Source organism: Oceanibacterium hippocampi (assembly GCF_900172325.1).
Lineage (GTDB): Bacteria > Pseudomonadota > Alphaproteobacteria > Sneathiellales > Sneathiellaceae > Oceanibacterium > Oceanibacterium hippocampi.
Genome location: NZ_FWFR01000002.1, coordinates 725,350 through 750,356, shown reverse-complemented (window position 1 = coordinate 750,356; position 25,007 = coordinate 725,350). Strand labels below are relative to the sequence as shown.

The following is a 25,007-nucleotide window of genomic DNA, read 5'->3' as shown; positions in this document are numbered from 1 at the left end:
ATGGCGGGACGTCGCCGACTGCTTGCGCCGAAACGTGACACGGCACCGGCCGCGCGCCAAGCCGGGCCACCATACACGCTGATCCCGCGCCTGGCGACGGGCGCTTCCGCACGGCGTTGCCCGCGTCTTGTCGTTGCCAGGGCGCTCGGATATGTCTCGCAAGGGCAGAGCGTTGAAGGAGGTGCGGCATGAGCTGGCTACCCGATCAGGATCCCGTCCCGGGCGACAGGCGAAGTTGCGACGCGCTCGAGATGATCGTCGTGCCCCGGGCGCGCAGCATCGGCGATTTCGATGTCCGGCGCGCCTTGCCTTACGCCAGGCGCCGGATGGTCGGACCGTTCGTGTTCCTCGACCAGATGGGGCCGGTTCGGCTGGCGCCCGGTCGGGGCATGGACGTTCGCCCGCATCCGCATATCGGACTGGCCACGGTCACCTACCTGTTCGGCGGCCAGGTCATGCATCGGGACAGCGCCGGCCATGTACAGGAGATCACGCCGGGGGCGATGAACCTGATGACCGCCGGTCGCGGCATCGTCCATTCTGAGCGGACGCCGGATTCCGCCCGCCCGGACGGGCCGTCGATGTTCGGCCTGCAAAGCTGGATCGCCCTGCCGGAGCGGCATGAGGAGACGACGCCTGCCTTCGAGCATTTCCCGGCCGGCGACCTGCCGGTGGTCGAGTCCGCGGGCGTCGCCGCCCGTGTCATCGCCGGCTCGGCTTTCGGCAAGACCTCGCCGGTCGGGCAACTCTCCGACTGGTTCTATGTCGAGGTCACGGCCGCCGCCGGCGGCAGCATTCCGCTCGACCCCGATCACGAGGAGCGGGCCATCTATCTCGTTGACGGCGGGATCGAGATTGCCGGCGAGGCGTTCGAGGGGCCGCGCCTGCTGATCTTCCGTCCCGGCGACCGGATCACCGTCAAGGCCCTGCGCCCGACCCGCATGATGTTCCTCGGCGGTGCCGCGCTCGAGGGGCCGCGACATATCTGGTGGAACTTCGTTTCGTCCCGAAAGGAACGGATCGAACAGGCCAAGGAGGACTGGAAGGCGGGCCGCTTTCCGTCGGTGCCCGGCGAAACCGAGTTCAACCCGCTGCCGGACGCCTGACGGCCCGCGACAGCGGCGCGATCATGCCCCCTGCATCGAAAAAACTGATGCCCCGCATTGCTATTTCGTATTGTTCCGATGCATTCGGGCACGGCTATAGTTTTCAAATGGTCGGTCGCGCGGATTTCCGCGAGAAAGCGGGAGTCACAAGGTCTGAAATAACGAGCCCGGACAGTTCGGGTAGTGCGACAATGACCTGGGGTTCTTTAAGGCGAGCAGGGAGAATAATGGTGCGGACAGGGATCGAGAAAACGTTGCGAAAGGTCGCGCTTGCGGCATTCGCGGCCACCGTGGCCGGCACGGGCATGAGTGCCGATGCCAGCGCGGACGACAAGACCGTCTATCTTCTGAGTTGGGGCGGCACGATCCAGACTTCCTTCGAGAAGGAAGGCTGGGCCGAGAAGTTCAAGGAAGCAACCGGCTACGAGATGGTTCTCGTGCCGAAGGCGACGTCGTCCGAGATCATCGCAACCGCGATCGCCCAGAAGGACAAGCCGCAGATCGACGTGGTTCTGTGCGACTATGCCGCCTGGCTGCAGGGTCGGCATCAGGACATCTTCGACGAGGTCGACACGGCCAGCGTTCCCAACCTGAATGGCCTCTACGACTATGCGCCGATCCGGGTCGGCGACGCCATCCTGGGCTCCTATACCTATACCGACACGCTCGGCATCATCTATCAGCCGGACATGTTCAAGAAGAACGGCTGGGCGGAACCGACCGGCTGGGACGACCTGCTGCGGCCGGAATTCAAGGGCAAGATCTCCATTCCGCCGGTCAGCAACACCTACGGTCTCTACACCCTGATTCATTTCGCCCGTGCCAACGGCGGCGGCGAGAACAACATCGACCCCGGCTTCGAGACCCTGGCGAAGATCGCCCCGGGTGTCGTCGACTGGACGACCACCTTTGCCAAGCTCGGCGGCTATCTGCAAAGCGAGCTTGTCGCGATCTCGGTTTTCGGCGCCAACTCCGGCTTTGAGATCCAGAAGCGCGGCATCCCGGCCGGTGTCGTCATCCCGGATCCCGACTATCTCAGCCCGACCGCGGTCGGCGTCATGAAGGATGCCCCGAATCCCGAAGGGGCGCGGGCGCTGATGAACTTCATCCTTGGTGCCGAGTTCCAGTCCTTCCGCGCGGAACGCTTCGGCAGCAACGCGATGAACAAGTCGATCACGGTGTCCGACGAGGCGAAGAAGTACCTGCTCACGCCCGAGCAGATGGCGCGGCTGACGACGGTCGATTACGAAGTCGTCACGCAGAATCGTGCCGAGTGGAACGAGCGCTTCGAAAAGGAAATTGCCCCGATCCGCTGAACGGCGGGGTCGGTTCGCAACGCAGATGGGTGTTTCGCGTAGCTTTTGAAAGCGTACCATCTGCGTTGCGTTTTTCCGCCAGGTCCAATTCAGCGTGAAATTTCTCTGGCCGCTTGAGGGGGCAGTTGGATGTCGCTTGAGATCCATGGTTTGCGTAAGACATTCGGCTCGGTAGTTGCAGTAAACGACATCGATCTGACCGTCGTCGAAGGGGAGTTCTTCTCCCTTCTGGGTCCGTCCGGATGCGGAAAGACAACACTCCTGCGCTCGATCGCGGGAATCTATGAACCGGACGCGGGCGAGATATTGCTCAACGGCCGGAACATCGGCTCACTGCCGATGAGCGCACGCAACACCGCGCTGGTGTTCCAGAATTACGCGCTGTTCCCGCATCTCACCGTTTTCGACAATATCGCCTTCGGGCTGAAGATGCGGCGCCGCAGCAAGGCGGAGATCCGCCAGCGGGTGGATAACGTCCTCGGGCTGGTCCATCTCGGCGGCTTCGAGGCCCGCTACCCGGGGCAGTTGTCCGGCGGCCAACAGCAGCGCGTGGCGCTCGCCCGGGCGCTTGTCGTCGAGCCTGAACTCCTGCTTCTCGACGAGCCGCTCAGCAATCTCGACGCCAAGCTTCGCGAGACCATGCGGCACGAGGTGCGCGAGATCCAGCAGAGCGTCGGGATCACCACGATCCTCGTCACCCACGATATTCACGAAGCCTTCGCGATGTCGGACCGGATCGCCGTCATGAAGGACGGCCGGATCGAACAGATCGGCACGCCGGTCGAGATCTACGCCAGTCCGAAGACCGCCTTCACGGCGGAGTTCTCCGGCCAGGTCAACCGCCTCGACGGGCAGATCCGGGCGGTCGAGGGCGAAGTCGCCGTGGCCGAGACCGCGGGAGGCCTGACCGTCCGCCTGAGCCAGCTCAACGGCTCGGCCGAGGTCGGCGCCGCGGTTCGTCTCATGCTGCGCCCGGAACGGGTGCGGGTGGGAACCGACAAGGCCGGCTTCACGAACTGCTTCGAGGCAACCGTCGAGACCAGGACGTATCTCGGCAGCACGATCCTCTACAAGGTGCGCGTCTCGGAGACCGAGTTCCTCGTCCAGGCGGCGAACCGAGGCGAAGCCGGCTACGGCACGGGCGAGCGGGTCTTCATCGAATGGAACGACGACGATGTCTTCGTCCAGCAGTGAAGCCGGGGCAATGCCCGGAACCGGGAGGGAAAGCCTGATGGCTCGCCTGACCGGACGCTGGCTGCCGGTGACCTTCACCGCGCCGCTCGTCATCCTGATGCTGCTGTTCTTCGTCTGGCCACTGCTGGAGAGCATCGTCAACAGCTTCCACGGCTACTCCCTGGCCGGGATCGATACCAGCGTCTGGACGCTCGCCAACTATACCAAGCTGATGGAGCCGTTCTATCTCGGCATCCTCTGGCGCACGATCCGGGTCAGCCTGACGACAACCCTGCTGACCGCGGCGCTGGCCTTCCCGATCGCCTGGTATATCGCCGAACTGAAGGGGCGGGCGCAGGGCTACTGGCTGCTGCTCTTCGTCACGCCCTGGCTGATCAACGTCGCGGTCAAGGCCTTCGGCTGGACGCTGATCCTGAGCGCGACCGGCGTCATCAACACGACCTTGCGCGGGCTCGGCATCATCGATTCCCCGTTGCAGCTCATGTTCAACGAAACCGGTATCCTGATCGGCCTGGTGCATGGCCATTTCATGTTCATCCTGCTGCCGCTCTGGGCCGCGCTCGCCGGCCTCGACCGCTCGCTCATCTGGGCGGCGAAGAACCTCGGGTCCGGACAGATAAGCGTCTTCACCCGCGTCGTGCTGCCGATGGTGCTGCCGGCCTTGCTTGCCGGGATGATCATCAATTTCACGATGAACATGGCGGCCTTCGCGACCCCGGCGCTGCTCGGCGGATCGCGGGTCAGGGTCATGTCCTACCTGGCCTACGAGATCAATCTGGTCGATCTCAACTGGCCGTTCGGCGCCGCCATGGCCGTGCTTCTCCTGGTGGTCACGATGGGGCTCGTCCAGATGTCCCAGAAGGTCACGGCGAGCGGCAAGCGAAAGGTGCTTTTCGAATGAAACTGTTCTTTCGCCTATATGCCTACGCGATCGCGGTCTTCATGCTGGCGCCGCTCGTCCTGATCGTCTGGATGTCGTTCACGCCGGACGAGTTCTTCAAGCTGCCGTTCAACGAGTTCAGCCTGCGCTGGTACGGCCAGATCTTCGAGCATCCGGGGTTCGTCGACGCCTTCTTCCTGAGCGTCCGGCTGGCGGTCCTGTCGTCGCTGATCGCCACCGCGTTCAGCTTCCTCGCCGCCTATTCGCTGGTTCGCTTCGTGTTTCCCGGGCGCCGCATCCTCGATGCCTTCTTCATGTCGCCGCTGCTCATCCCGGCGGTGGTGTTCGGCATCGCGATGCTGCAGTTCCTGAACCGGATGGGGCTCTACAACTCCTTCACCAGCCTGGTGCTCACCCATGTCATCGTGGTGACGCCGTTCGCCATCCGGGCAATCGACGCGGCGCTTCGCGATGTGCCGCGCGAACTCGAATGGGCAGCCATGAATCTCGGGGCCAGCCGCCTGCGGGCGATGTGGCTGGTGACGCTTCCGATGTCGCTGCGCGGCGTCGCGGCCGGCTTCATCTTCGCCTTCATCATGTCCTTCGACGAGGTGACGGTGACGATCTTCATGACCGGACCGGCGCACCAGACCCTGCCGATCCGGATCTACAACTACCTGTCCGATCAGGTCGACCCCACCGTCGCCGCGGTGTCCGCCCTGCTGATCCTGATGTCCCTGGCCCTGGTGCTGGTCCTCGATCGCATCGGCGGCCTGAAAACCTTCACCAAGTAACTCCTGCGAAAGGACGATGACGGTGTCTTTCGACAATATACTTGTGACTCACGACGATGGCGTCACGACGATCACCATCAATCGGCCGCCCTTCAACCTGGCGACCCCGGGGCTGATCGACGACCTGATGGCGGCCTTCGACGAATTGGAAGGCCGCGACGAAACACGGGCCATCGTGCTTCGCGGGGCCGGCGAACGGGCGTTCTGCGCCGGCGCCGATATCGGCCATGAGAAGGGCCCGGCCGGCGAGGGGCGGGGGCTTCGTGACGCCGGCCGGGCGCTGGTCGAACGGATCGAGATGTTCCCGAAGGTGATCATCGCCGCGATCCGCGGCTGGTGCATCGGCGGCGGCACCGGGATCGCCTGGCCCTGCGATATCCGCATCGCCTCCGATACCGCGAAGTTCCGCGCCGGCGACGTCTATCTCGGCATCATCCCGTCGTGGAGCGTCGGCATGGTCCGCCTGGTCAATTATCTCGGCCGCAACCGCACGCTGGACCTCCTGTTGCTCGGCGAGGACATCTCGGCCGAACGCGCGCTCGAGCTCGGCATCGTCAGCCGGGTCGTGCCCGACGCGGCGTTCGAGGCCGAGGTCGATCGGGTCGCCAAGCGGCTGGCCAGCGGCGCGCCGATGCCGATCCGGGCGATCAAGGAAGCGGTTCGCGCGCAATGCCGGGAAGGCTTCGACCGCGCGGCGCTGCTTGAAGAGGCATGGGCCCAGAAGATCTTCGCGTCCCAGGACGCGAAAGAGGGCCTTGGCGCCTTCATGGAGAAGCGCAAGCCGGTATTCACCGGTAAGTGAGCAAGGGAAGGACGCGGCGTTGGACATGCAGGATCTCGATCGCCTGAAAGACGGCATCCAGGAAGAAGCGCGCGAGCGCATCGCCAGATATGTCGCGCCGATCGCGGCCTCGAAGGGGCCGGGCGAGCGCCTCACGAACGCGGAAATGCGCAAGGTCTACAAGGCGCTGGCGCCGATGGGCTATCTCGGCAGCACGATCCCGAAGGAGGCCGGCGGCGCCGGTCTCTCCTACGTGCAGTACGGCCTGCTGCTCGAGGCGCTTGCGCATTCGCCGGTACTGGTCGGCGAGATCGTTCCGCCGCGCTCGATCTTCTATCTCGGCAACGAGGCGCAGAAGGAACGGTGGCTGCCGAGGCTGCTGGCCGGCGATCTCGTTGCCACGGCGGCGATCACCGAGCCGCAGGCCGGATCGGACCTGCGTGGCATGACCACCGAACTGGTCGAGAAGGACGGCGGCAAGCGTCTGGTCGGGCGCAAGAAATGGATCAAGCTCGGCGGTATCGCCGACGCCATGACGGTGCTCGTCATCACCGACCCGACGGCCAAACCGAAGCTGATGAGCCGCCTGTTCATCGAGCGCGCCGAGGTTCCCTGGGTGGCGACCGAACTGCCCTGCATCGGTATCCGCAACCAGTCGTTTGCCGAGGTCGCCTTCAACGACCTGCCGATTCCCGATGGCTCGCTGCTCGGTGACAGCGGGGCCGGGGTCGAGGGGTTCAAGCGCGGCATCGAGGCCTCGCGGGCGCTGCTCGGCATGCAGGCGGCGGGACTTGGCCGCGAGGCAGTCCGCCTTGCCATCGAGTATGCGAAAGACCGCACCGCCTTCGGCCGGCCGCTTGCCAAGTTCCAGGGCGTGCAGATGAAACTCGCCGATGCGGCGTCGGCGATCGAGGCCGCGCGCGCACTTTCGATCGAATCCCTGCGTGTGCTCGACAGTGGCCGCCGTTGCCCCCGCGAGGCATCGATGGCGAAGGTCTATGCCACCGAAGCCGCCGTTTCCGCCTGCACCGCGGCCATGAGCACGATGGGTGCATATGGCCTCTCGGAGGCGGCCGGCGTCGAGCGCCTGTTGCGCGAAGCCATGATGCTCACCGTTATCGACGGCACCTCCGATATCCAGCGCCTGATCGTCGGGCGCGAGGAATTCGGCATGTCCGCGCTGGTTTGAGGAGTAACCCGATGTCCCGGCAGGCCGAATACCGCCTCGACGCGTCCCGCATTCTCCGGCCCCGTTCGGTCGCCGTCATCGGCGCCAGCGAGGACGTCGGGAAGTTCGGCGGGCGGGTCATGTATTACCTGACCAAGCACGGCTTCGAGGGCCGGATCGTGCCGGTCAATCCGAAACGCGAGACGGTCTTCGGCGTGCCCTGCGTGCCGCATATATCCGCCTCGGGAGAAGCGGTCGACGTCGCCCTGCTGGCGCTGCCGCCGGAAACCCTTGTGGACGCGGTCGAGGATTGCGCCAAGGCGGGGGTCGGGGCCTGCATCGTCATGACCACGGGCTTCGCCGAGGCCGGCGAGGAGGGCGAGAGGCGGCAGGACGAACTGCTCGACATCGTCCGGCGTACCGGCATGCGGATCGTCGGCCCGAACTGCATGGGCCTGATCAGTCCGCATCACCGCATGGCGCTGACCTCGTCGCTGGTGCTTGAGACCGACCATCTGCAGGCCGGCCCTATCGGGCTGATCTCGCAGAGCGGCGCCCTGATGGTGTCGATGTACAACCGTGCCGACGATTCCGGGATCGGCTTCAGCGCCTGCGTATCGCTCGGAAACCAGTCCGATCTGGAGATCTGCGATTTCCTCGAATTCCTGATCGCCGACGAGGCGACGCGGGCGATCTGCATCTACATGGAGGGGCTGCGCGATCCGGCCCGCTTCCTCGAACTCGCCGATGAGGCCCGGCGCGCCGGCAAGCCGCTGCTGCTGGTAAAGACCGGTCGCACCGAGGCCGGAATCGCCGCCGCCAAGTCGCACACCGCGAGCCTTGCCGGTTCCTACGACGTCTTCTCGGCCGCCTGCCGCGACCACGGGGTGGTGCTGCTCGACGATCCGGACGGCATGATCCAGCTTGCCCATTGCCTGGCGCAGTGGCCGACGCCGAAGAACGGAAAGATCGCGGTCTTCTCCAGTTCGGGCGGCGGGGCCGGGATCGGTGTCGACCGGGTATCCGAGGCGGGCCTGCCGCTCGCCCGACTGGGCGAGGAAACGCGGGCGAAACTGCGCGAGATCCTGCTGCCGCCCCAGGCCAACAACCCGATCGATCTGGGCGGTCGCACCATCGCCGACCCCTTCGAATGCGCGAGCCGGGCCTACGGGATCATGGCCGGTGACGAGGACGTCGGGATGCTCTGGATCGTCCTGACGACCGCGCCCTTCTACGAGCGGACGGCGGAGGTCATCGGCAAGGCGGCGCTGGCCTCGGGCAAGCCCTTCGTGTTCGTCGTCACCCCGGGCAGCGCTGCGGACGGCCCCCGACGCGTGCTCCGCGAACTCGGCTGTCCCTATTTCGACAGGGTCGACGACTGCATCCGCGTTCTCAAGGGCGCCGACAGCTATTACCGCTTCGGGACGCGGCAGGCCGACAGGGCGGCACGCCCGGCGACATTGCCGAAGCAGGTTTCGCCGCTCGCGCCCGCGCGCGGGTCGAACCTGCTGACCGAGCCGGAAGTGAAGGATCTGCTGGAGCGCTACGGGATCGCGACGACCGGCGACATCGTCGCAACCGATGCCGCGAAGGCGGTCGCGGCGGCGGAGAAGATCGGCTTCCCGGTGGTGATGAAGGCGGTTGCCCGCGGCCTGATCCACAAGAGCGACATCGGCGCGGTCAAGCTCGGCCTGGGCGAAGCCGATGCCGTCGCCGCGGCTTTCGCCGAGATCGAACAGGCGGTCGCCCGGGCGGCACCCGGGATCCTGTTCGAGGGTTGCGTCGTCCAGGAGATGTGGGCGCCGGAACTCGAACTGATCCTCGGCGTGAAGAACGACCCGCAGTTCGGACCCGTCGTCATGTGCGGGGCCGGCGGCACCCTCGTCGAACTGATGGACGACGTGGTCCTGGCGCTCGCGCCGGTCAGCGTCGACCGGGCCCGGGAACTGCTCGGCACGCTCCGGGTCTCTCCCCTGTTCGGGAGCTTCCGGGGGCGCGCGCCGCTCGACATCGACGCGGCCGCGGAGGCGATGAGCGCACTGAGCTGGCTCGCCCACGATCATGCGGCACGGATCGTCGAACTCGACATCAATCCGCTGGGCGTCGGCCTGTCGGGACAGGGCGTGCGGGCCCTCGACGCCCGTGCCGTCGTGGTTCCGGATGATGCAAGGCAGGTCGCTGAATAGGAAAAGTGGAAGCAGGGATTAAGTTTTTAATATTCAACAAATACCCCTGCTTCTTCTAGGCTTTAGTGGTTCATGGCAAAAGGTGAACCGCCTCATGCAGCAGCCAATAGCAATGCGTAGTCCTGTCGCAAAGGACGACTTTCTGGATGGCATGCGTCGCGCCGCGACCGGTGTGACCATCGTTACCACGAAAGGGCGCGACGGTATCGAAGGTGCGACCGTCAGCGCCATGGTTCCGGTCAGCGCCGACGTCGCCTCGTTGCTCGTATGCGTCTATTACGAGAGCCGGACTGCCAAGGCGATTCTCGCCAACCGCTGCTTCGCGGTCAGCCTGCTGCGGGACAGCCAGTGGATGGTGGCGGACGATTTCGCCGGTCGGACCGGCAAGTCGCCAGCGGCGCGCTTCGCGGACTGGGAATGGGATGCCGCCGTCACCGGGAGCCCGATGCTGCGCGACGCGCTTGTCGGCTTCGATTGCCGGCTCACGGAGAGCGTCGTCCAGGGGACCCACTCGATCTTCATCGGGGAAGTCGCCGCCATCCGCGTCGCCGATGGCTGTCCGCTGGTCTATTCGAACCAGAATTATTGTCGGGCGATGGCACTCAGCCCGTAATCGACGCGCCACGAGAAACAGAGAAACCAGAATTCCGGATCGGGAGCAGTAAAGAAGATGATCAGAACGGGCGAGGAGTACAGGGAGTCGATCCGCGACGGGCGCGAAGTCTGGATCGGCGGCGAACGGGTCAAGGACGTCACCAGTCATCCGGCGTTCAAGCCGATCGTCGATGTTCGGGCACGCATCTACGACATGGCCCATGACGAGCAGCATCAGGACGTCATGAGCTACGTGGAAGAGGAGACGAACAGCCGCAACGCGATCGGTCTCCGGCTGCCGCACGAGCGCCAGGACTGGGAAGACAAGCGGGTTGCCGTCGACACGGTCATGAAGGATATCGGCGGCGTGGTCATTCGCGTCGGCGACGAAACCATCGGCGAGGTCTGGTCGCTGTACGACGGCAAGGAAGTGCTCGACGCCGTCGATCCGCAGTTCACCCGCAATATCGAGAAGCATATCTCGCGCGCGCTTCGGGCCGATCCGTTCCACGTCTCCGGCAACACCGATCCAAAGGGCGATCGCTCGAAGCGGCCGCAGGACCAGGATCCCGACATGCTGCTGCATGTCGTGAAGGAGACCGATGCCGGCATCGTCGTGCGCGGCGCCAAGTACGAGACGGCGGCGGCTTACGCCAACCAGGCATTCGTCAAGCCGACGATCGCGAACTGGGGCGACGACGCGCTGTCGGACTACGCGGTCGGCTTCATCATGGACCTGGGGGCGAAGGGCCTGCGGCATATCTGCCGGAGCGGCTTCGCCGGCCGCGGGACGGCGAAGGACTATCCGCTCGCCAACCGCTTTGACGAGATCGACGCCCTGGTGATCTTCGACAATGTCCTGATCCCGTGGGAGGACGTGCTGTTCTACCGCCACACCAAGGCGGCGACCTTCATCCGCAGCACGTTGCATCGCTACAGCGCCTTCCCGTTTGTCCAGCGCGTGCTCACCCTCGCCGACATGATGATCGGAACGGCGCTCCACAACGTCCGGCAGACCGGCCTCGACAAGCAGCAGGCGGTCCGCGAGAAGCTGGCCACGCTGGCCTGCTGGCGGGAGACCATCAATGCCCATCTGACGGCGTCGATCGCGCTCGCCGAGAAGAGCCCGGCCGGCCTGCTGATGCCGAACCAGTCGCTGCTCTATACCGGGCGTGTGCAGGCGATCAGCAAGCTGCCGGAGATGATGCATCTGGCCCGCGAGCTTTGCGGCGGCCAGATCTGCCTGACGCCGGACAGCTCGGCCTTCGACGATCCGGAACTGGCGCCCTGGCTGGCGAAATACTACTCGGTGAACGAGAACTGGGTCGCCGAGGACCGGCGCAAGCTCCTGGCCTATGCACGCGACCTACTGAACTCGGACTACGCGGGCCATCGCCTGACCTTCGAGCTTTTCGCGCAGTCGCCGCCATTCGCCCATCTGAACGCGGTCTACAACAATTTCGATTTTTCCGGCCCGCTCGATTTCGTTCGCCGCTCGGCGGACCTCTCCGATCGCGTCATGGGCGTGAAATAGGCGGCAGGACAGAATGGCGCACGATCGCTTTCGCAAGTTCAATACCAGGGACACCTACCCGGACCAGGATCTCGACAACGATCTGTGCCAGGTCGTCCGGGCGGGAAACATCGTCTTCCTGCGCGGCCAGGTCGGGACCGATTTCGACGGCAATCTCGTCGGCGGAAACGATCCGGGCGCGCAGGCCGAACAGGCGATGACGAATGTCGAGACCCTGCTTGGCGATGCCGGCGCCGAGCTCGGTGATATCTGCAAGATCACCATCTATCTCACTGATCCGAAAAACAGGGAGCCCGTTTACAGGGCTGTCGGAAAGCGGCTCAAGGGGGTATATCCGGTGTCGACCGGTGTCGTGGTGAGCGCGCTCGCAAAGGCCGAATGGCTGATGGAGATCGACGTGATCGCCGTGATCCCGGATCGACGTGACTGAAAGGAAGACCGGATGACATTCTCGATCGCGGCCCGGTGCCCGGATACCGGCATGCTGGGGGTCGCGGTGACGTCCTCCAGTATCTGCGTGGCGAGCCGCTGTGCCTTCGCCCGTGCCGGGGTCGGGGCGGCATTGTCGCAGAACGTGACCGATCCGCGCCTGGGTCGTCGCGCTCTCGACATGCTCGAGGACGGGGTCGGCGCCGGCGCCGCCATGCAGGCCCTCGTGGCGAGTTCCGGGCATGGCGAATGGCGCCAGCTCGCGCTCGTCGACGCGAAGGGCGAGACCGCGCATTTCACCGGCGGCAAGGCGCTCGGCCTGAGCGCCAGCGCCGAGGGGCCGGGATGCGTGTCGGTCGGGAATCTCTTGTCGAACGACGGCGTGCCGGGGGCGATCGTCGCCGGCTTCCTCGCCTCGAAGGGCCATCTCGGCGCCCGCCTGATCGCCGGGCTCCGGGCCGGGCTCGCGGCCGGCGGCGAGGAATCGCCGGTCCGTTCCGCCGGCGTCATGGTGGCCGACCGCGCGCGCTGGCCGATCGCCGATCTCAGGGTCGACTGGGATGACGATCCGCTCGGCCGGATCGCCGCCAACTGGACCGAGTACGAGCCGCAGATCGAGGCCTATCTGGTTCGCGCGCTCGATCCAGATCGGGCCGAATCCTTCACCGCCGCCGACGCCCGATGAGCGCCTTCCCGGACCGCGCGGCGGCGATCCTCGATCGCCTGGTCGCCTTCGACACGACCAGTCACAAGCCGAATATCGAACTGATCGAATATGTCGCCAGCTATCTCGGTGAGCATGGCGTCGAGGCACGGGTCGTGTCCGGACCCTCGACCGGCAAGGCCGACCTGCTGGCGACGATCGGCCCGCGCGATGTCGCGGGCATCGTACTTTCCGGCCATACCGACGTGGTTCCCGCCGTGGCCGAGGACTGGACGGACCCGCCGTTCCGGCTGGCCGAGCGGGACGGCAAGCTGTTCGGGCGCGGCACCGCCGACATGAAGGGCTTCATCGCGCTGGTTCTGGCGCGGGTGCCGGAGCTCCTTGCGAGCGACCTCAAGGCGCCGGTCCACCTGGCCTTTTCCTATGACGAGGAAGTCGGCTGCCTCGGCGTTCGCGAACTCATTCCCGTCCTCGCGACCCTGCCGGTACGGCCGCGGCTCTGCATCGTCGGCGAGCCGACCGGGATGTCGGTGGTCAACGGCCACAAGGGCAAGTTCGCCTTCAGAACCCGGGTTCGCGGCCTCGGCTGTCACTCGGGCCTGGCGCCGCAGGGGGTGAACGCGGTCGAGTATGCCGCCGAGCTTATCGCGCACATGAAGCAGATGGCGCGCCGCTTTGCAGCCGACGGGCCGTTCGAGGAGGGCTTCGGTGTGCCGCATTCGACCGTGCATGTCGGCACGATCCAGGGCGGAACCGCGCTCAATATCGTGCCCGACGAATGCGTCTTCGACTGGGAGATCCGCTACATCCCGGCCCATGACGGGGCGGCGATCGCCGAGGATGTCCGGAGCTTCGCGCGCGACAGCCTGGAGCCGCGCATGCAGACCGTCTCGAAAGCCTGCGGCATCGACTTCGACACCACCATCGATTATCCCGGCCTGCAGATCCCGGCCGACGATGACGCGGTCCAGTTCGTCCAGGGGCTGGCCGGCACGAATGCGCTCGGCAAGGTCGATTTCGGCACCGAGGCCGGCCTGTTCCAGCGCGACGCCGGGATCCCGACGGTGGTTTGCGGGCCGGGCTACATTTCCGACGCCCACAAGCCTGACGAGTTCATCGCGAAGGATCAGTTCGCCGCCGGCGACCGCTTTCTCGAGCGCCTGACCGCGCGGCTGATCGCGGGCGGCGTCCCGCGCTAGCCGTCCTAGGCCCGGATCTCCTCGTCGCCGATCGAGCTGCGGCAAAAGTCGACGAAGCTTGCCGCCTTGCGCGTCAGCTTAGCCTCCGACAGCCGCACGATGCCCAGCCGGAGCGCCGGTGGGTCGTTCTCCAGCGGAATGCAGCGATAGGGCTTGCCGTCCGGGGCGAGCGTCATGGCGACGCGCGAGTTGAGCAGCGAGAAGCCGAGACCGTTGGCGACGAGGCCGCGGACCATTTCCAGCGACGTGGTCTGGTAGGCGATCTTTGGCCGCAGGCCGGCATTGAAGAACAGCGAAAGGAAATAGTCCCGCGACAGCGGCAGATCGAGCAGGATCAGCGGCTCGTCGACCAGTTCGGCGAGGTCGAGCGAGGCCCGTTCGGCGAAGCGGTGATCCTCGCTCACGATCACGTAGGCGGGAAGGGTCAGCAGCGGCTCGAAGACGACCGCCTGGTCGATATGCAGGTCGTAGGTGATCGCGATCTCGAAGCGGCCGTTCGTCAGCCCGTTCAGCAGAAATTCCTGGTGGCCTTCATGAAGGACCACCGTGACATCCGGCTGCTCGACCGCGAAGCCCTTGATGCGGCTCGGCATGTAGGCCGGGCCGGCGGTCGGGAAGCAGCCGATGTCGAGCCGCCCGGTCAGCCGCCCGTTCAGTTCGACGCCCAGTTGCTGCAGGTCGCGGGCATTCGACAGGAACTGCTGCGCCTCGACGAACAGTTGCCGCCCGGACGGGGTGAGCGACAGCCCCTGCGCGTGATGGCGGATGAAGAGCTGGATGCCGAAGACCTGCTCGAGATGGGCGATTGCCGCCGAAATCGAGGGCTGCGAGACGTTCAGCGTCTGCGCCGCCTTCGTGACGCTGCCGGTACGGCCCACAGCGACGAAATAGCGGACATGCTTGACGGTGAACTTTATCGGGAAATTATTGTCTATGTCGTGCATGGTTCCGGAATACTGATGCAAGGGCCGGCTCGGGCGCAAGCGCGAAGTCGGCGGGCGGGCAGTATTCCGAACGGGAAGGGGGCGGCGCCACCGTCCCCGGGAAAGGGGTCGTCTTCAATGAGGCGCTGCCTCGAGTGTGGTTCGTGTCACGTCGCGCCGTCGGCGTCCGACAGCCGGTCGATCTGGTAGTTGATGAGATTGTAGATGCCATGCTCGAGGGTGGAGAGCCGCCCCGGCACGAATTTCCGGGAATAGGCGCCGCGCTGCAACGAGGTCACCAGATCGCGGTCTTCCTCGATCACCTGCCTCTGGAAATCGGCGTAGATCCCGAGCTTTGCCTTGAAGTCGTCGCGCTTGAAAAGGTCCTTCGGGAACAGGATGTTCAGATGCAGGATCGTCCGATCCGGGTTGATCGGCCAGATGGCGTCCCAGACCGCGTTGTCACAGCGGCCGAACAGCTGCAGATTCGGCGGCAGGTGGCCGAGACAGGCGAAGGTCGATGGCTTGTCCTCCAGCCATGGCATGTTGCCGAACAGGCTCTGGCCGCCGGGAACGAGCGCCGAGGAATTGTATTCGCCGAACAGGCCGTCCTGCCCGGGCAGATCCTTGAAGTAGTCGACCGTGTCCCGGTATTTTCCGAACGATTTCGCATGGGCGACGCGGGCGTGGTAGGCGTCCAGGAGATTCTCGGCCACGAATTTCCAGTTGCACGGCAAGTCGAACTCGATCCGCTCCGCCAGACGGCAATCCTGCAGTCTCAGATAGTCGAACTCCTCGGCGAATCGTCCGATGAAGTCGCTGAACGGCATCGGCTCGTCCGCGAGGTTGATGAAGACGAAGCCACCCCACAGGCCGACGCCCAGCTGCGGCATGCGGCAGGTCTTGGGGTCGAAGCCGGTGGCTTCGCCCATATGCGGCGCGGCGACGAGCTTGCCGTCGAGATCGTAGGACCAGGCATGATAGGGGCAGGAGAAACGTTTGCGGTTGCCGCGCCCCTGGACGACGGCCACGCCGCGGTGCTGGCAGACATTCGAGAAGGCGCTGACGTTTCCGGCCTCGTTCCGCGCAACAACGACGGGTTCGTCGATGATGTTCAGGGTCAGGAAGTCGCCCGGCTCGGCGATTTCCTCCTCGCGCGCCACGCAAATCCAGTCGCGCATGAACAGGCGTTCCTGTTCCAGTCGGAAGATCTCGGGGGAAGTGTAGTAATCGGATGGGAGATGAGATGCCTCAGTCAGAGGTTGTCTGATAGATGAGATTTCAATTTTTAAGCGTGATCCATCCGATCCAGCTTCAATAGTCATATCGATTTACCCCCGTACCCGATAAACGACAGCCTCCTGTGCTTAAGATATTGGGATATCAAAACCTTAAGTTGGTGTTGGAGGCGCGCCAGATGGTATATCATGCCAAACCGATGAGTTGAATACAAATACTTTTTGCTAGTAATTTGTTGATAAAATGTTTGAACATGATGACATTCTCAGTTTAGGATTGTCATACAAAAAATGGGCTGGTGCGAGGCCCTAAATCAATCAGGAGGCGTTTGGGATGCGATTCAATCGACGCGAAATCATGCTCACCGGCGCGGCCAGCCTGGCGGCGGCGATGGCCCCCGTCGGCTTTGCACGGGCGGCCGAACCCTACCGGATCGGTGCGCTCAATCCGATTACCGGCGCGGGCAGCCCGTATGGCAGCGGCACGCAGAAAACCATTCTGTTCGCGGCACAGGAAGTCAACGATGCGGGCGGCGCGGCCGGCCGCATGTTCGAGGTCTTTGCGGAAGATACCCAGACCGCGCCGGAGGCCGGTGTGCTCGCCGCCAAGAAGCTGATCGAGGTGAACAAGGTCGACGCGATATTCGGGACATGGTCGTCGGGCGTCACCCTTGCGATCATGCCGCTGACAGATGCAGCGAACGTCATCCTGATGACCAACTCGGGCGCCGCGTCGATTTCGACGCTCGATACGAAGGATCTCGTCTATCGCTATTCGACGACGGGTATTCGTAGCGGCCGGGCGATCTCCGGCGTCATCGAGAAAGAGGGACTGACCCGGGTCGCCACCATGGCCTTCAACAATGCCTCCGGCCGCGATCTCGTCGCCGGCGTGAAGTCCGGGTGGGAGGAGAAGGGCCATTCGCTGGTCGCGGAGGTGGTCTACGAGCCCAATCGACCGGGTTATCGATCGGAGCTGCAGCAGATCCTGGCAGCCAAGCCCGAGATCATCATGCTCGGTTCCTACCTGCCGGACACGACGATCATCGTGCGGGAGGCGCGGCAGATGGGTTCGGATGTCCGGTTCATCGGTCCGGGCTACGCGATTGCGCCGAAGCTTTCCGAATCGCTCGGCGCCGAGGCGGTCGAGGGGCTGATGGCGGTGGACTATGTCTCGTCGCTCGACAGTTCCGCCTATGCCCATTTCTCGAAGCGTTACCAGGACGAGATGGGGAGCGACGTCGGCGAGAATTTCTACGCGTCCTGCGCCTACGACATGGTTCAGTGCACGGCGCTGGCGATCGAGGCGGCCGGCCCCGGCGCCGACAACACCAAGATCGCCGCCAATCTCCGGAAGGTGTCCAATCCGGGCGGCAAAGTGGTGAGCGGTTTTGCCGAAGGCAAGAAGCTGCTCGCCGCGGGCGAAGAGATCAATTACGAGGGTGCGTCCGGCCCGCTCGACTTCGACGAACATGGCGACGTGAAACCGCTCTTTAAACTGTCCAAGTTGCGGAGCGGCGCGCTCGAGTACCAGTACATGCTGTCGCTTTAGTGCGGGTATGGGGTACGCGTACTATGTAGGCCTCGCGATCAACGGCGCGGTCGAGGGGCTGACAATCGGCCTCGCGGCGCTGGCCATCAACCTGGTGTTCGCGGTCGGACGTTTCCCGAACGCGACCACCGGCGATCTCATGACGGTCGGCGCCTATGCCGGGATCGCCGTGCAGCAGTCCGGCCTGCGCAGTCTCTGGCTGCAAGGGCTGGCTGCCGTCGGCGCCAGCATGGCCTTGTCACTGGCCCTGTATCTGTTCGTGTTCCGCGCGTTGCGCGGTCGCGGCATGCTGGCGCCGCTGCTGGCCTCGATCGGGCTGGCGATCCTGGTGCGCAGCGTGCTGTCGTTCTTCGCCGGACACGACCAGTATGTGTTCCAGCTTCCGATCGTGCGGCCGATCATGATCGCCGGCATACCGGTGCAATCCTACGATCTCTGGCTCGGCGGGGTCGCGCTCGTCTGCGTCCTGCTGGTCATGGCGATCCTCTTCCTGTCGCCCATCGGTCGGCAGATGCGGGCGGTGGCCGACGATCTGACGCTCGCGCGGACAAGCGGCATCAACGTCGACCGGGTTTATCTCGTCATGTGGCTGCTGGTCGGTTTCGTCACCGGTGTCGCCGGAATGGTCCTTGGCGTGCGCACCGTGGTGATGCCCGAAATGGGGTGGAACATGTTGCTGCCCGCCTTCGCGGCTGCCGTTCTCGGCGGCGTGGGGAGCCCGGCCGGCGCGGTGCTGGCCGCCATGGTCGTCGGCATTGCCCAGGAGATGTCGACGCCGGTGCTCGGCTTCACCTACAAGATCGGGCTGGCCTTCATGGTGCTGGTGGTGATCCTGGCGGTCAGGCCCGCGGGTCTGTTCGGTCGCGTGGAACGGGTGCGCTGATGCTGGCCTATATTACAGCTGTCGCCATCGTCTTCTGCATCTACGCGCTGCTGACACTCAGCCTCAACCTGCATTTCGGCTTCACCGGGCTGATCAATTTCGGCCATGTCGGCTTCTTTGCGATCGGCGCCTACGCGGCGGCGCTCTGCTCGCTGAACGGCATGCCCTATGTCGTCGGCTTTACGGCCGCCGCGGCCCTCGCCGCGCTGGCGGCCTGGCCGCTCGGTCTTCTCGCGCTGCGCCTTCGCGAGGATTACCTGGCAATCGTCACCCTTGCCTTCTCGGAGATCGTCAGGGTGGTCATCACGGCCGAGGAATGGCTGACCAACGGGGTGCAGGGCCTGCCCGGCATTCCGCGCCCCTTCGCCTCGCTGGGAATCGGCGGCAACGCGGAACTCGCCTATCTCGCCCTCGTCGTGACGGCGGTGGTACTGGCGATCCTGCTGATCCGCCATCTGGTGCGGAGCCCGTTCGGCAGGCTGATCCAGGCGATCCGGGACGACGAGGTGGCCGTCAAGGCGCTGGGCAAGAACCCGGCCGGGGTCAAGGTGCGCGTCTTCATGATCGGGGCTGCCATCGCCGGTATCGCCGGTGCGCTCTACGCCCATTACATGAATTACATCGTTCCCGATCAGTTCCTGCCGCTGGTGACCTTCTACGTCTGGATGGCGATGATCCTGGGCGGGGCCGGGTCGATCAGCGGCTCGCTCGTGGGGGCCGGGGTGCTGATCGGTATTCTGGAAGGCTCGCGCGTCGTGCGCGATCTGCTGCCGAACGTCATGCAGGTCGAGATGGCCAGTCTGCGCCTCGCGCTGGTCGGACTCCTGCTCGTGCTTTTCGTGCTCTACCGGCCGAACGGGCTGATGGTGAAGCGGGACGAGTCATGAGCCTGCGGATCAGCAACGTCGACAAGTGGCTGGGCGGTGTCCGCGTCCTCGACAATGTGTCGATGGAAGTGCCGGATGGCGGGCTCATTGGCCTGATCGGACCCAATGGGGCCGGCAAGAGCACACTGTTCGCCGTGGTCAGCGGGTTCGAGCCCGCCGACGGCGGGGAGGTCCGTTTCGCCGACAGCCCCTTGGGAAGCACCGGGCCGGTCGCGCGGGCACGCCGCGGGCTGATGCGCACCTTCCAGGTTCCACGCCCGTTCAGCAAGTTGACCGTTCGCGAGAATCTCGCCGCCGCCGCACCGGGTCAACGTGGCGAGACGCTTTGGGGCGCCTTTTTCGGCGCCGGCGCCGCCCGGGCCGAACAGGCCGCGATCCGCGAGCGGGCCGATGCCATCATCGATTTCCTCAATCTGAACGCGGTTCGGGATTCGCTCGCCGGCCAGGTCTCGGGCGGCCAGAGAAAGCTGATCGAGCTGGGTCGGGTGCTGATGGCCGAGCCGAAGATGATCCTGCTCGACGAACCGTTCGCCGGCGTCAATCCGGTGTTGCAGGAGGAGATCTCCGACCATATCCGCACCCTGAACGGGCAGGGCATTGGTTTCCTGATCGTCGAGCACAACCTGGCGGCGCTGTCGCGACTGGTCGGACATCTCTACGCGATGGACCGGGGGCGCATGCTCATGGACGGCACGCCGGCCGATGTGCTGGCTGATCCGGTTGTTCGCGAAGCCTACACGGGAGGTGCGGTTTGAGCCTGCTCGAACTCAGGGACATCGCGGCCGGCTATGGCGAGATCGACATCGTCAGCGGGATCGCGATCCATGTCGAGGCGGCCGAGATCGTCACCGTCGCCGGGACCAACGGGGCGGGCAAGTCGACCGTTGCCAAGACGGTCACCGGGATCATTCCGCGCTGTCGCGGGGTCGTCGAATTCGACGGCCGAGATATCATCCGCCTAGCGCCGGAGACCCGGGTCTCGCTCGGGCTTGGTTACGTGCCACAGGTCGCCAATGTCTTTCCGTCACTGACGGTGCTGGAGAATCTCCAGGTCATGGCCGGCGTCCGGAACCGGAAGTCCCGGGTAGCCGAGATGATGGCGCTGTTCCCCGGCCTCGCCGAACGGCGGATGGTCCGCGCCGGCGCGCTGTCGGGCGGCGAACGCCAGCAACTGGCCTTTGCGCGGGCGCTTATGCCGAATCCCAAACTGCTGGTTCTCGACGAGCCGACGGCGGCGCTCTCGCCGGCGCTCGCGGCCCAGGTCTTCGATCATATCAGGCGACTGCCGGGTCTGGGTGTCGCGGCCCTGGTGATCGAACAGCGCGCCCGGCAGAGCCTGGAGATCAGCGATCGAGGCTACATCCTCGATCTTGGCCGCGTCGTCATGCAGGGCAAGGCGAGCGACATTCTGGCAAATCCGGATATGGCTGCCCTCTATCTCGGCCAGGACGGATCGACACACTGAACGGAGCGACTGGTATGACGGGATTCTCACCGCATGGTCCGGCGCTGCAGCGGGCAGCGCATCTCCTGGTCACCGACCACATGGCGCTCTCGGCGGGCGAGGGGCTGCTGCTCACCGCCGACACGTCGACCGACATGGCGGCGATCGAGGCGATCATGAACGCCGCCGCCAATGCCGGCGGCCGGCCGATGCTGGCGATGATCCCCAAGCTGCCGTTCCAGGGAAAACTCGCTGATCCCTATGTCCCGGATACCCTTGCCGCGGCCATGAAGGAGGCGGATGCCTGGATCGACCTGACGCATCCGTTCCTCGCCGGCTCGGACGCGCATGACCTCGCACTCAAGGCCGGGCGGGTCCGTTGCCTGGGCGCAGGCGGGGTCGACGGCGCGGCGCTGGCCCGGCTCTATGGCGGGGTCGACCTTGACAGCCTGTTCGCCCTGCAATCGGCACTCGACGAATTGATCGCGAAGGCCGAGGGCAAGGAGTGCCGGGTCACCGATCCGCTCGGCACCGACGTCAGTTTCGTGTTGTCGAAGGGCACCCAGGGCAAGAGGCGGCAGGCGAATGTGCCGGGCATGAACACGGTGCCCGGTTCCGTCGTGCTGTTGCCCGAACTGGAATCGGTGCGCGGGACCATTCGCGTGACGGCGGCCATGCACGAATATTACACGCCGCTTGCCACGCCGTTGACGCTCGAGGTCGACGGGCTGGTCCGCGGTATTGCCGAACGGGGACCCGAGGCTGCCGTGATGGATCGGGCGCTACGCCGCGCCGGCGGGGGCGACGGCTACGGCTACGTGATCCATTTTTCCGTCGGGCTCAATCCTGCCGCGCGCTATCGCGGCAATTGCTTCATCGAGGATATCCGGGTGCCCGGCGCCAACGCGATCGGCCTCGGCAAACCCTGGTGGGAGCCGGGCGGCGGCGAGAACCATCCGGACGGAATCATCATGCGCCAGACCCTGGTCATCGACGGCAAGACCATCCTCGAGAATGGCATCATTGTGGGCCCGCCGGCGCTGGCCGAACGTGCCCGGGCAGTCCAGCTGATTTACTCGTGATTGAAAGGCTCTTCCGATGATCTGCTATCCCATCGCGGTCGGTCCGGTCGTTACCCGGCTTTTCGTTGCCGGCACCGAGGGTCCGCCGGTTTTCCTGATCCACGGCCTGACCTCGCGCGCGGATCGGCTCAAGGCGACGGCGGAAAAGATCGCCGCCCAGGGGTATCAGGTTTACGTCCCCGACATGCCGGGACACGGGTTCGCGACCAAGAACCCGGCGCACGGCCAGTCGATCGGTGGATACCGCGATTTCGTCCTGGGGCTGATGGATGTCCTCGGCATCGAGAAAGCCGTGCTGATCGGCACGTCGGTCGGCGGCCATGTCGTGGGTGCGCTGGCCTGCGCCCATCCGGAACGGGTCACGGCGCTGACCATGATCGGCAGCCTCGGCTTCTACCCGATCCCGCCGGAGCGCCCCGTCGCGGTCAAGGCCGGTATCGCCGACATGAGCCTCGAGGCCATGCGTTCCCGGTTGCTGCGGGTCTTCACCGATCCGAAATTCGTGACCGACGAACTCGTGCTCGAGGACGTGAAGGTCAATACCTCGCCGGGTGCGGTCGATTCGCTCAATGCCTTCGCGGATTACATGGCGGCCGGCTACAACGACGATCTGGTTCTCGACGGGCTCGCGAAACTCCAGGGCCGTTTCCCGCTGCTGCTGATCTGGGGCGAGGATGACAAGTCGGTGTCGGTCGAAGAGGGACGGAAGGCACGCGCGGTGCTGACGAAGGCCGACCTCGTTGTGCTGAGCAACGTCAACCACACGCCCTATATCGAGCGGCCCGACTGGTTCGAGCCGATCATCCTGGATTTCCTCGCCGGTCATACCCGTCGCTTCCAGGCCCCGGGCGTCACCTGGAGCTGACCGGGCGCGGGCGATCCTGGTCCGACACCAGCAGGGCGAGGATATCGTCGGCACGGGTCCAGAGGATCGCGCTGCCGGCGTCCTCGTCCTCGGTTCGGGTCGCCCGGGCAAGCCGCGCCGCGAGCGTGCGGCCAAAATCGGGCGAATGGACCGGGCTGGTGTCCAGGGCGCCGTACCAGAGGTCGACGGGCACCCCGATCTCCCCGGATGTGAACGGCCAGCGGCCGAGCGCGTTCGCGGTGTCGCGCGCATAGCCGGCCGCGCCCTGTCGGAATCCCTGTTCCAGCGCGGTCCGGTAGAGACCGGAGAATTCCGGCGACAGGTAGATGCGGCGGTCGGCCTCGGCGCTCATCGCGGAGATCATGCCCCACAGCCAGTCGGCGCTCGCCACGCCAGCAAGATGATCGACGAAGCCGTCGGCATCGTCGCGCGCGGAGGCAACGAGCCTCTGAACCTCGGCCGGCAGGAGTGGATAGAGCGCGGGATCGCCAAGGTCGTCCTGTCCCGAGACGACGGCGATCCGCTCGACGACGCCCGCGGCGGCCAGCGCCAGCGCGAAGGGCGCGCCCTGCGAGAAGCCGACCGCGCGACATGTTGCGAGTGACCGGGCCTTCGTCATTTCGGCGATGTCCGCCGACCAGCTCTTCAGCGACTTGCCCGGATGCGGACTTGAGTCCCCCAATCCAGGCCGATCGACGGCGAGCAGCCGGACACCGAAATGACGCAGCGCGTCATGGCCGAAGCCGAGCGCACCGCTCATTCCAGCGCCGGTGCAGAAGATGACCGGCAGGCCGTCTTCGGAGCCCCATTCGTGCCAGGCGAGGGTCCGCCCATCACTCAGGCGCAATTGCTCCCGCCGCTCCGCCGGCCGAACGAGGCTGCCAAGCTTCCGCATACGGTAGCGCCGCAGCGCGACCCCGCCGCGGCTGACGGTCTCGGGCGCCTCGACATGAAACCCCTGACGCTCGAAGAACGGGCGCGCCAGTTCGCTTGCCTCGGTGTGGAACGCGGTCACGCCAAGGCGCTTCAGGCGGGTTTCCGCATCGCGATAGAGTGCCGTCGCTATGCCCCGGCGCGGGAAAGCCGGGGACACGAACAGCAGGTCGATGTGACCATCATCGGCGTAGCCGATGAAGCCGGCCAGCTCGCCGTCGAGTTCCGCGACAAGGACCGTGATCTCGTCCAGCCGTCGCCGCCATGCGTCATGATCGGGCGGTTGCGGCGCCCAGGCGGCGAGCTGTGCGGGGCGATAGCGGGTATGCGCGAGGCCGTGCACCGACGCTGTATAGAGTTCGGCGAGGCGGCCGGCATCCCGGGGGTCGTAGGCGCTGATCTTCATGTCGGTTTCCAGGGCAACATCGGTCGCGGAACCGCATAGCCGATTCGTCGGGCGTGTCAATCGACCGCGTTCGTTCACGGGATCGTGCGCAGGGCCCCGGTACAAGGCCGGGGGCATCGCTGCCTAAATGAAGGGGCGTCATTCCGATTCGGAAACAGGAGGAAATCCATGCCCCTCAACGAACGACAGATCAGACTCTGCGACGAGAACCGCAGCGACTATTCCGGGCTCCGCGCCGTGGTCGTGAACTGCTCGCTCAAGAAACAGGCGGAACAGTCCCACACCCGCCTCCTGCTCTCGGTGGCCGAGGAAATAATGAGCCGGAACGGCGTTTCCGTGGAGCATATCCACGCCGCCGGGCACCAGATCGCCTACGGCGTCTATCCGGACATGACCGAGCATGGCTGGGAACGCGACGACTGGCCAACGCTATGGGAGAAGATCCGACAGGCCGACATCCTGATCGTCGGCACGCCGATCTGGCTGGGCGAGGAGAGCTCGGTTTGCCGGATCGTCATCGAACGGCTCTACGCGATGTCAGGGATGCTCAACGACAGGGGCCAGAGCCTGTTCTACGGCAAGGTCGGCGGCGTTGTCGTTACCGGTAACGAGGACGGGGTCAAGCATTGCGCCATGAGCGTGCTCTACGCCCTGCAGCATCTGGGCTACGTCATTCCGCCGCAGGCCGATTGCGGCTGGATCGGCGAGGCCGGCCCGGGGCCGTCCTACGGCGACGAACTGGACAACGGTCCGGCCGGGTTCGACAACGAGTTCACGCAGCGCAACGCCACGATCATGACCTGGAACCTGATGCACCTCGCGCGAATGCTCAAGGAACTTGGCGGAATCCCGAACCACGGCAACGACCGCGAGGCCTGGAAGGCGGGCTGCCGCTTCGACTACGAGAATCCCGAGCACCGGGCCTAGCGGTCGGGCGACCGCGCGGCGA

24 protein-coding genes are annotated in these 25,007 nt (G+C 65.3%); 21 read left to right on the top strand and 3 right to left on the bottom strand.

The genetic code is table 11. The features are described 5' to 3' along the window. Positions 1–188 precede the first annotated feature (188 nt). The 13 genes from OCH7691_RS14505 (at position 189) to argE (ending at position 13,845) form a co-directional block, all read left to right on the top strand. Positions 189–1,106, top strand: coding sequence for a pirin family protein (locus tag OCH7691_RS14505; RefSeq protein WP_085884245.1), 918 nt, complete (start codon positions 189–191; stop codon positions 1,104–1,106). 227 nt (positions 1,107–1,333) lie between these two features. Then, positions 1,334–2,422 (top strand): extracellular solute-binding protein, encoded by a 1,089-nt coding sequence (locus OCH7691_RS14500; RefSeq protein WP_176245070.1) that lies wholly within the window; start codon positions 1,334–1,336, stop codon positions 2,420–2,422. Positions 2,423–2,572: 150 nt separating this feature from the next. Continuing rightward, positions 2,573–3,616, top strand: coding sequence for an ABC transporter ATP-binding protein (locus OCH7691_RS14495; protein WP_176245069.1), 1,044 nt, complete (start codon positions 2,573–2,575; stop codon positions 3,614–3,616). Positions 3,617–3,653: 37 nt separating this feature from the next. Continuing rightward, positions 3,654–4,517: an ABC transporter permease gene (locus OCH7691_RS14490; protein ID WP_085884242.1), complete on the top strand. Its 864-nt coding sequence runs from the start codon at positions 3,654–3,656 to the stop codon at positions 4,515–4,517. Further along, entirely contained in the window at positions 4,514–5,290 is a 777-nt protein-coding gene (locus OCH7691_RS14485) for an ABC transporter permease (RefSeq protein WP_085884241.1), read from the top strand. The genes OCH7691_RS14490 and OCH7691_RS14485 overlap by 4 nt, the downstream gene beginning before the upstream one ends. A gap of 16 nt (positions 5,291–5,306) precedes the next feature. Continuing rightward, on the top strand, positions 5,307–6,092 hold the full coding sequence (locus OCH7691_RS14480) for an enoyl-CoA hydratase/isomerase family protein (protein ID WP_085884240.1): 786 nt from the start codon (positions 5,307–5,309) through the stop codon (positions 6,090–6,092). A gap of 25 nt (positions 6,093–6,117) precedes the next feature. After that, positions 6,118–7,260 carry an acyl-CoA dehydrogenase family protein gene (locus OCH7691_RS14475; RefSeq protein WP_085884239.1) on the top strand — a complete coding sequence of 381 codons (1,143 nt, stop codon included), beginning with the start codon at positions 6,118–6,120 and terminating at the stop codon, positions 7,258–7,260. A gap of 11 nt (positions 7,261–7,271) precedes the next feature. Further along, complete coding sequence (locus tag OCH7691_RS14470; protein ID WP_085884238.1) at positions 7,272–9,425, top strand: acetate--CoA ligase family protein; 2,154 nt, start codon at positions 7,272–7,274, stop codon at positions 9,423–9,425. Positions 9,426–9,537: 112 nt separating this feature from the next. After that, positions 9,538–10,038 carry a flavin reductase family protein gene (locus tag OCH7691_RS14465; protein ID WP_176245068.1) on the top strand — a complete coding sequence of 167 codons (501 nt, stop codon included), beginning with the start codon at positions 9,538–9,540 and terminating at the stop codon, positions 10,036–10,038. A 57-nt stretch (positions 10,039–10,095) separates the two neighbouring features. Then, positions 10,096–11,553: a 4-hydroxyphenylacetate 3-hydroxylase family protein gene (locus OCH7691_RS14460; protein ID WP_085884236.1), complete on the top strand. Its 1,458-nt coding sequence runs from the start codon at positions 10,096–10,098 to the stop codon at positions 11,551–11,553. A gap of 13 nt (positions 11,554–11,566) precedes the next feature. Next, on the top strand, positions 11,567–11,983 hold the full coding sequence (locus tag OCH7691_RS14455; RefSeq protein ID WP_085884235.1) for a RidA family protein: 417 nt from the start codon (positions 11,567–11,569) through the stop codon (positions 11,981–11,983). 12 nt (positions 11,984–11,995) lie between these two features. Next, on the top strand, positions 11,996–12,667 hold the full coding sequence (locus OCH7691_RS14450) for a DUF1028 domain-containing protein (protein WP_085884234.1): 672 nt from the start codon (positions 11,996–11,998) through the stop codon (positions 12,665–12,667). Then, positions 12,664–13,845, top strand: coding sequence for an acetylornithine deacetylase (gene argE, locus OCH7691_RS14445; protein ID WP_085884233.1), 1,182 nt, complete (start codon positions 12,664–12,666; stop codon positions 13,843–13,845). The genes OCH7691_RS14450 and argE overlap by 4 nt, the downstream gene beginning before the upstream one ends. Positions 13,846–13,850: 5 nt before the next feature. Here the strand turns inward: argE and OCH7691_RS14440 are convergent, their stop codons facing one another. Then, the gene (locus OCH7691_RS14440; RefSeq protein ID WP_085884232.1) at positions 13,851–14,789 is read right to left on the bottom strand and encodes a LysR family transcriptional regulator; all 939 of its coding nucleotides are present in this window, start codon (positions 14,787–14,789) and stop codon (positions 13,851–13,853) included. Between the two features lie 146 nt (positions 14,790–14,935). Continuing rightward, the gene (locus tag OCH7691_RS14435; RefSeq protein WP_176245067.1) at positions 14,936–15,949 is read right to left on the bottom strand and encodes an aromatic ring-hydroxylating oxygenase subunit alpha; all 1,014 of its coding nucleotides are present in this window, start codon (positions 15,947–15,949) and stop codon (positions 14,936–14,938) included. Positions 15,950–16,340: 391 nt separating this feature from the next. Between OCH7691_RS14435 and OCH7691_RS14430 the strand changes: the two genes are divergently transcribed. The 7 genes from OCH7691_RS14430 to OCH7691_RS14400 are packed head-to-tail and all read left to right on the top strand — an operon-like array spanning position 16,341 to position 22,719. Beyond that, the gene (locus tag OCH7691_RS14430; protein WP_085884230.1) at positions 16,341–17,558 is read left to right on the top strand and encodes an ABC transporter substrate-binding protein; all 1,218 of its coding nucleotides are present in this window, start codon (positions 16,341–16,343) and stop codon (positions 17,556–17,558) included. Positions 17,559–17,565: 7 nt separating this feature from the next. Then, on the top strand, positions 17,566–18,441 hold the full coding sequence (locus OCH7691_RS14425) for a branched-chain amino acid ABC transporter permease (protein WP_085884229.1): 876 nt from the start codon (positions 17,566–17,568) through the stop codon (positions 18,439–18,441). Beyond that, a complete protein-coding gene (locus OCH7691_RS14420; protein ID WP_085884228.1) occupies positions 18,441–19,328 on the top strand; it encodes a branched-chain amino acid ABC transporter permease in 888 nt (295 codons plus the stop codon). The genes OCH7691_RS14425 and OCH7691_RS14420 overlap by 1 nt, the downstream gene beginning before the upstream one ends. Continuing rightward, a complete protein-coding gene (locus OCH7691_RS14415) occupies positions 19,325–20,083 on the top strand; it encodes an ABC transporter ATP-binding protein (protein ID WP_085884227.1) in 759 nt (252 codons plus the stop codon). Before OCH7691_RS14420 ends, OCH7691_RS14415 begins: the two co-directional genes overlap by 4 nt. After that, positions 20,080–20,793: an ABC transporter ATP-binding protein gene (locus OCH7691_RS14410; RefSeq protein ID WP_085884226.1), complete on the top strand. Its 714-nt coding sequence runs from the start codon at positions 20,080–20,082 to the stop codon at positions 20,791–20,793. The genes OCH7691_RS14415 and OCH7691_RS14410 overlap by 4 nt, the downstream gene beginning before the upstream one ends. A gap of 14 nt (positions 20,794–20,807) precedes the next feature. Continuing rightward, the gene (locus OCH7691_RS14405) at positions 20,808–21,854 is read left to right on the top strand and encodes a 2,5-dihydroxypyridine 5,6-dioxygenase NicX family protein (RefSeq protein WP_085884225.1); all 1,047 of its coding nucleotides are present in this window, start codon (positions 20,808–20,810) and stop codon (positions 21,852–21,854) included. A 16-nt stretch (positions 21,855–21,870) separates the two neighbouring features. Next, positions 21,871–22,719, top strand: coding sequence for an alpha/beta fold hydrolase (locus OCH7691_RS14400; protein WP_085884224.1), 849 nt, complete (start codon positions 21,871–21,873; stop codon positions 22,717–22,719). Here the strand turns inward: OCH7691_RS14400 and OCH7691_RS23330 are convergent. Continuing rightward, positions 22,706–24,058: a GNAT family N-acetyltransferase gene (locus tag OCH7691_RS23330; protein WP_217808006.1), complete on the bottom strand. Its 1,353-nt coding sequence runs from the start codon at positions 24,056–24,058 to the stop codon at positions 22,706–22,708. The two genes, OCH7691_RS14400 and OCH7691_RS23330, sit on opposite strands and share 14 nt — an antisense overlap. Positions 24,059–24,226: 168 nt before the next feature. On the opposite strand from OCH7691_RS23330, the gene OCH7691_RS14390 reads away from it, so the two are divergent. After that, positions 24,227–24,985, top strand: a complete 759-nt coding sequence (locus OCH7691_RS14390) for a flavodoxin family protein (RefSeq protein WP_085884222.1) — start codon at positions 24,227–24,229, stop codon at positions 24,983–24,985. Positions 24,986–25,007 lie beyond the last annotated feature (22 nt).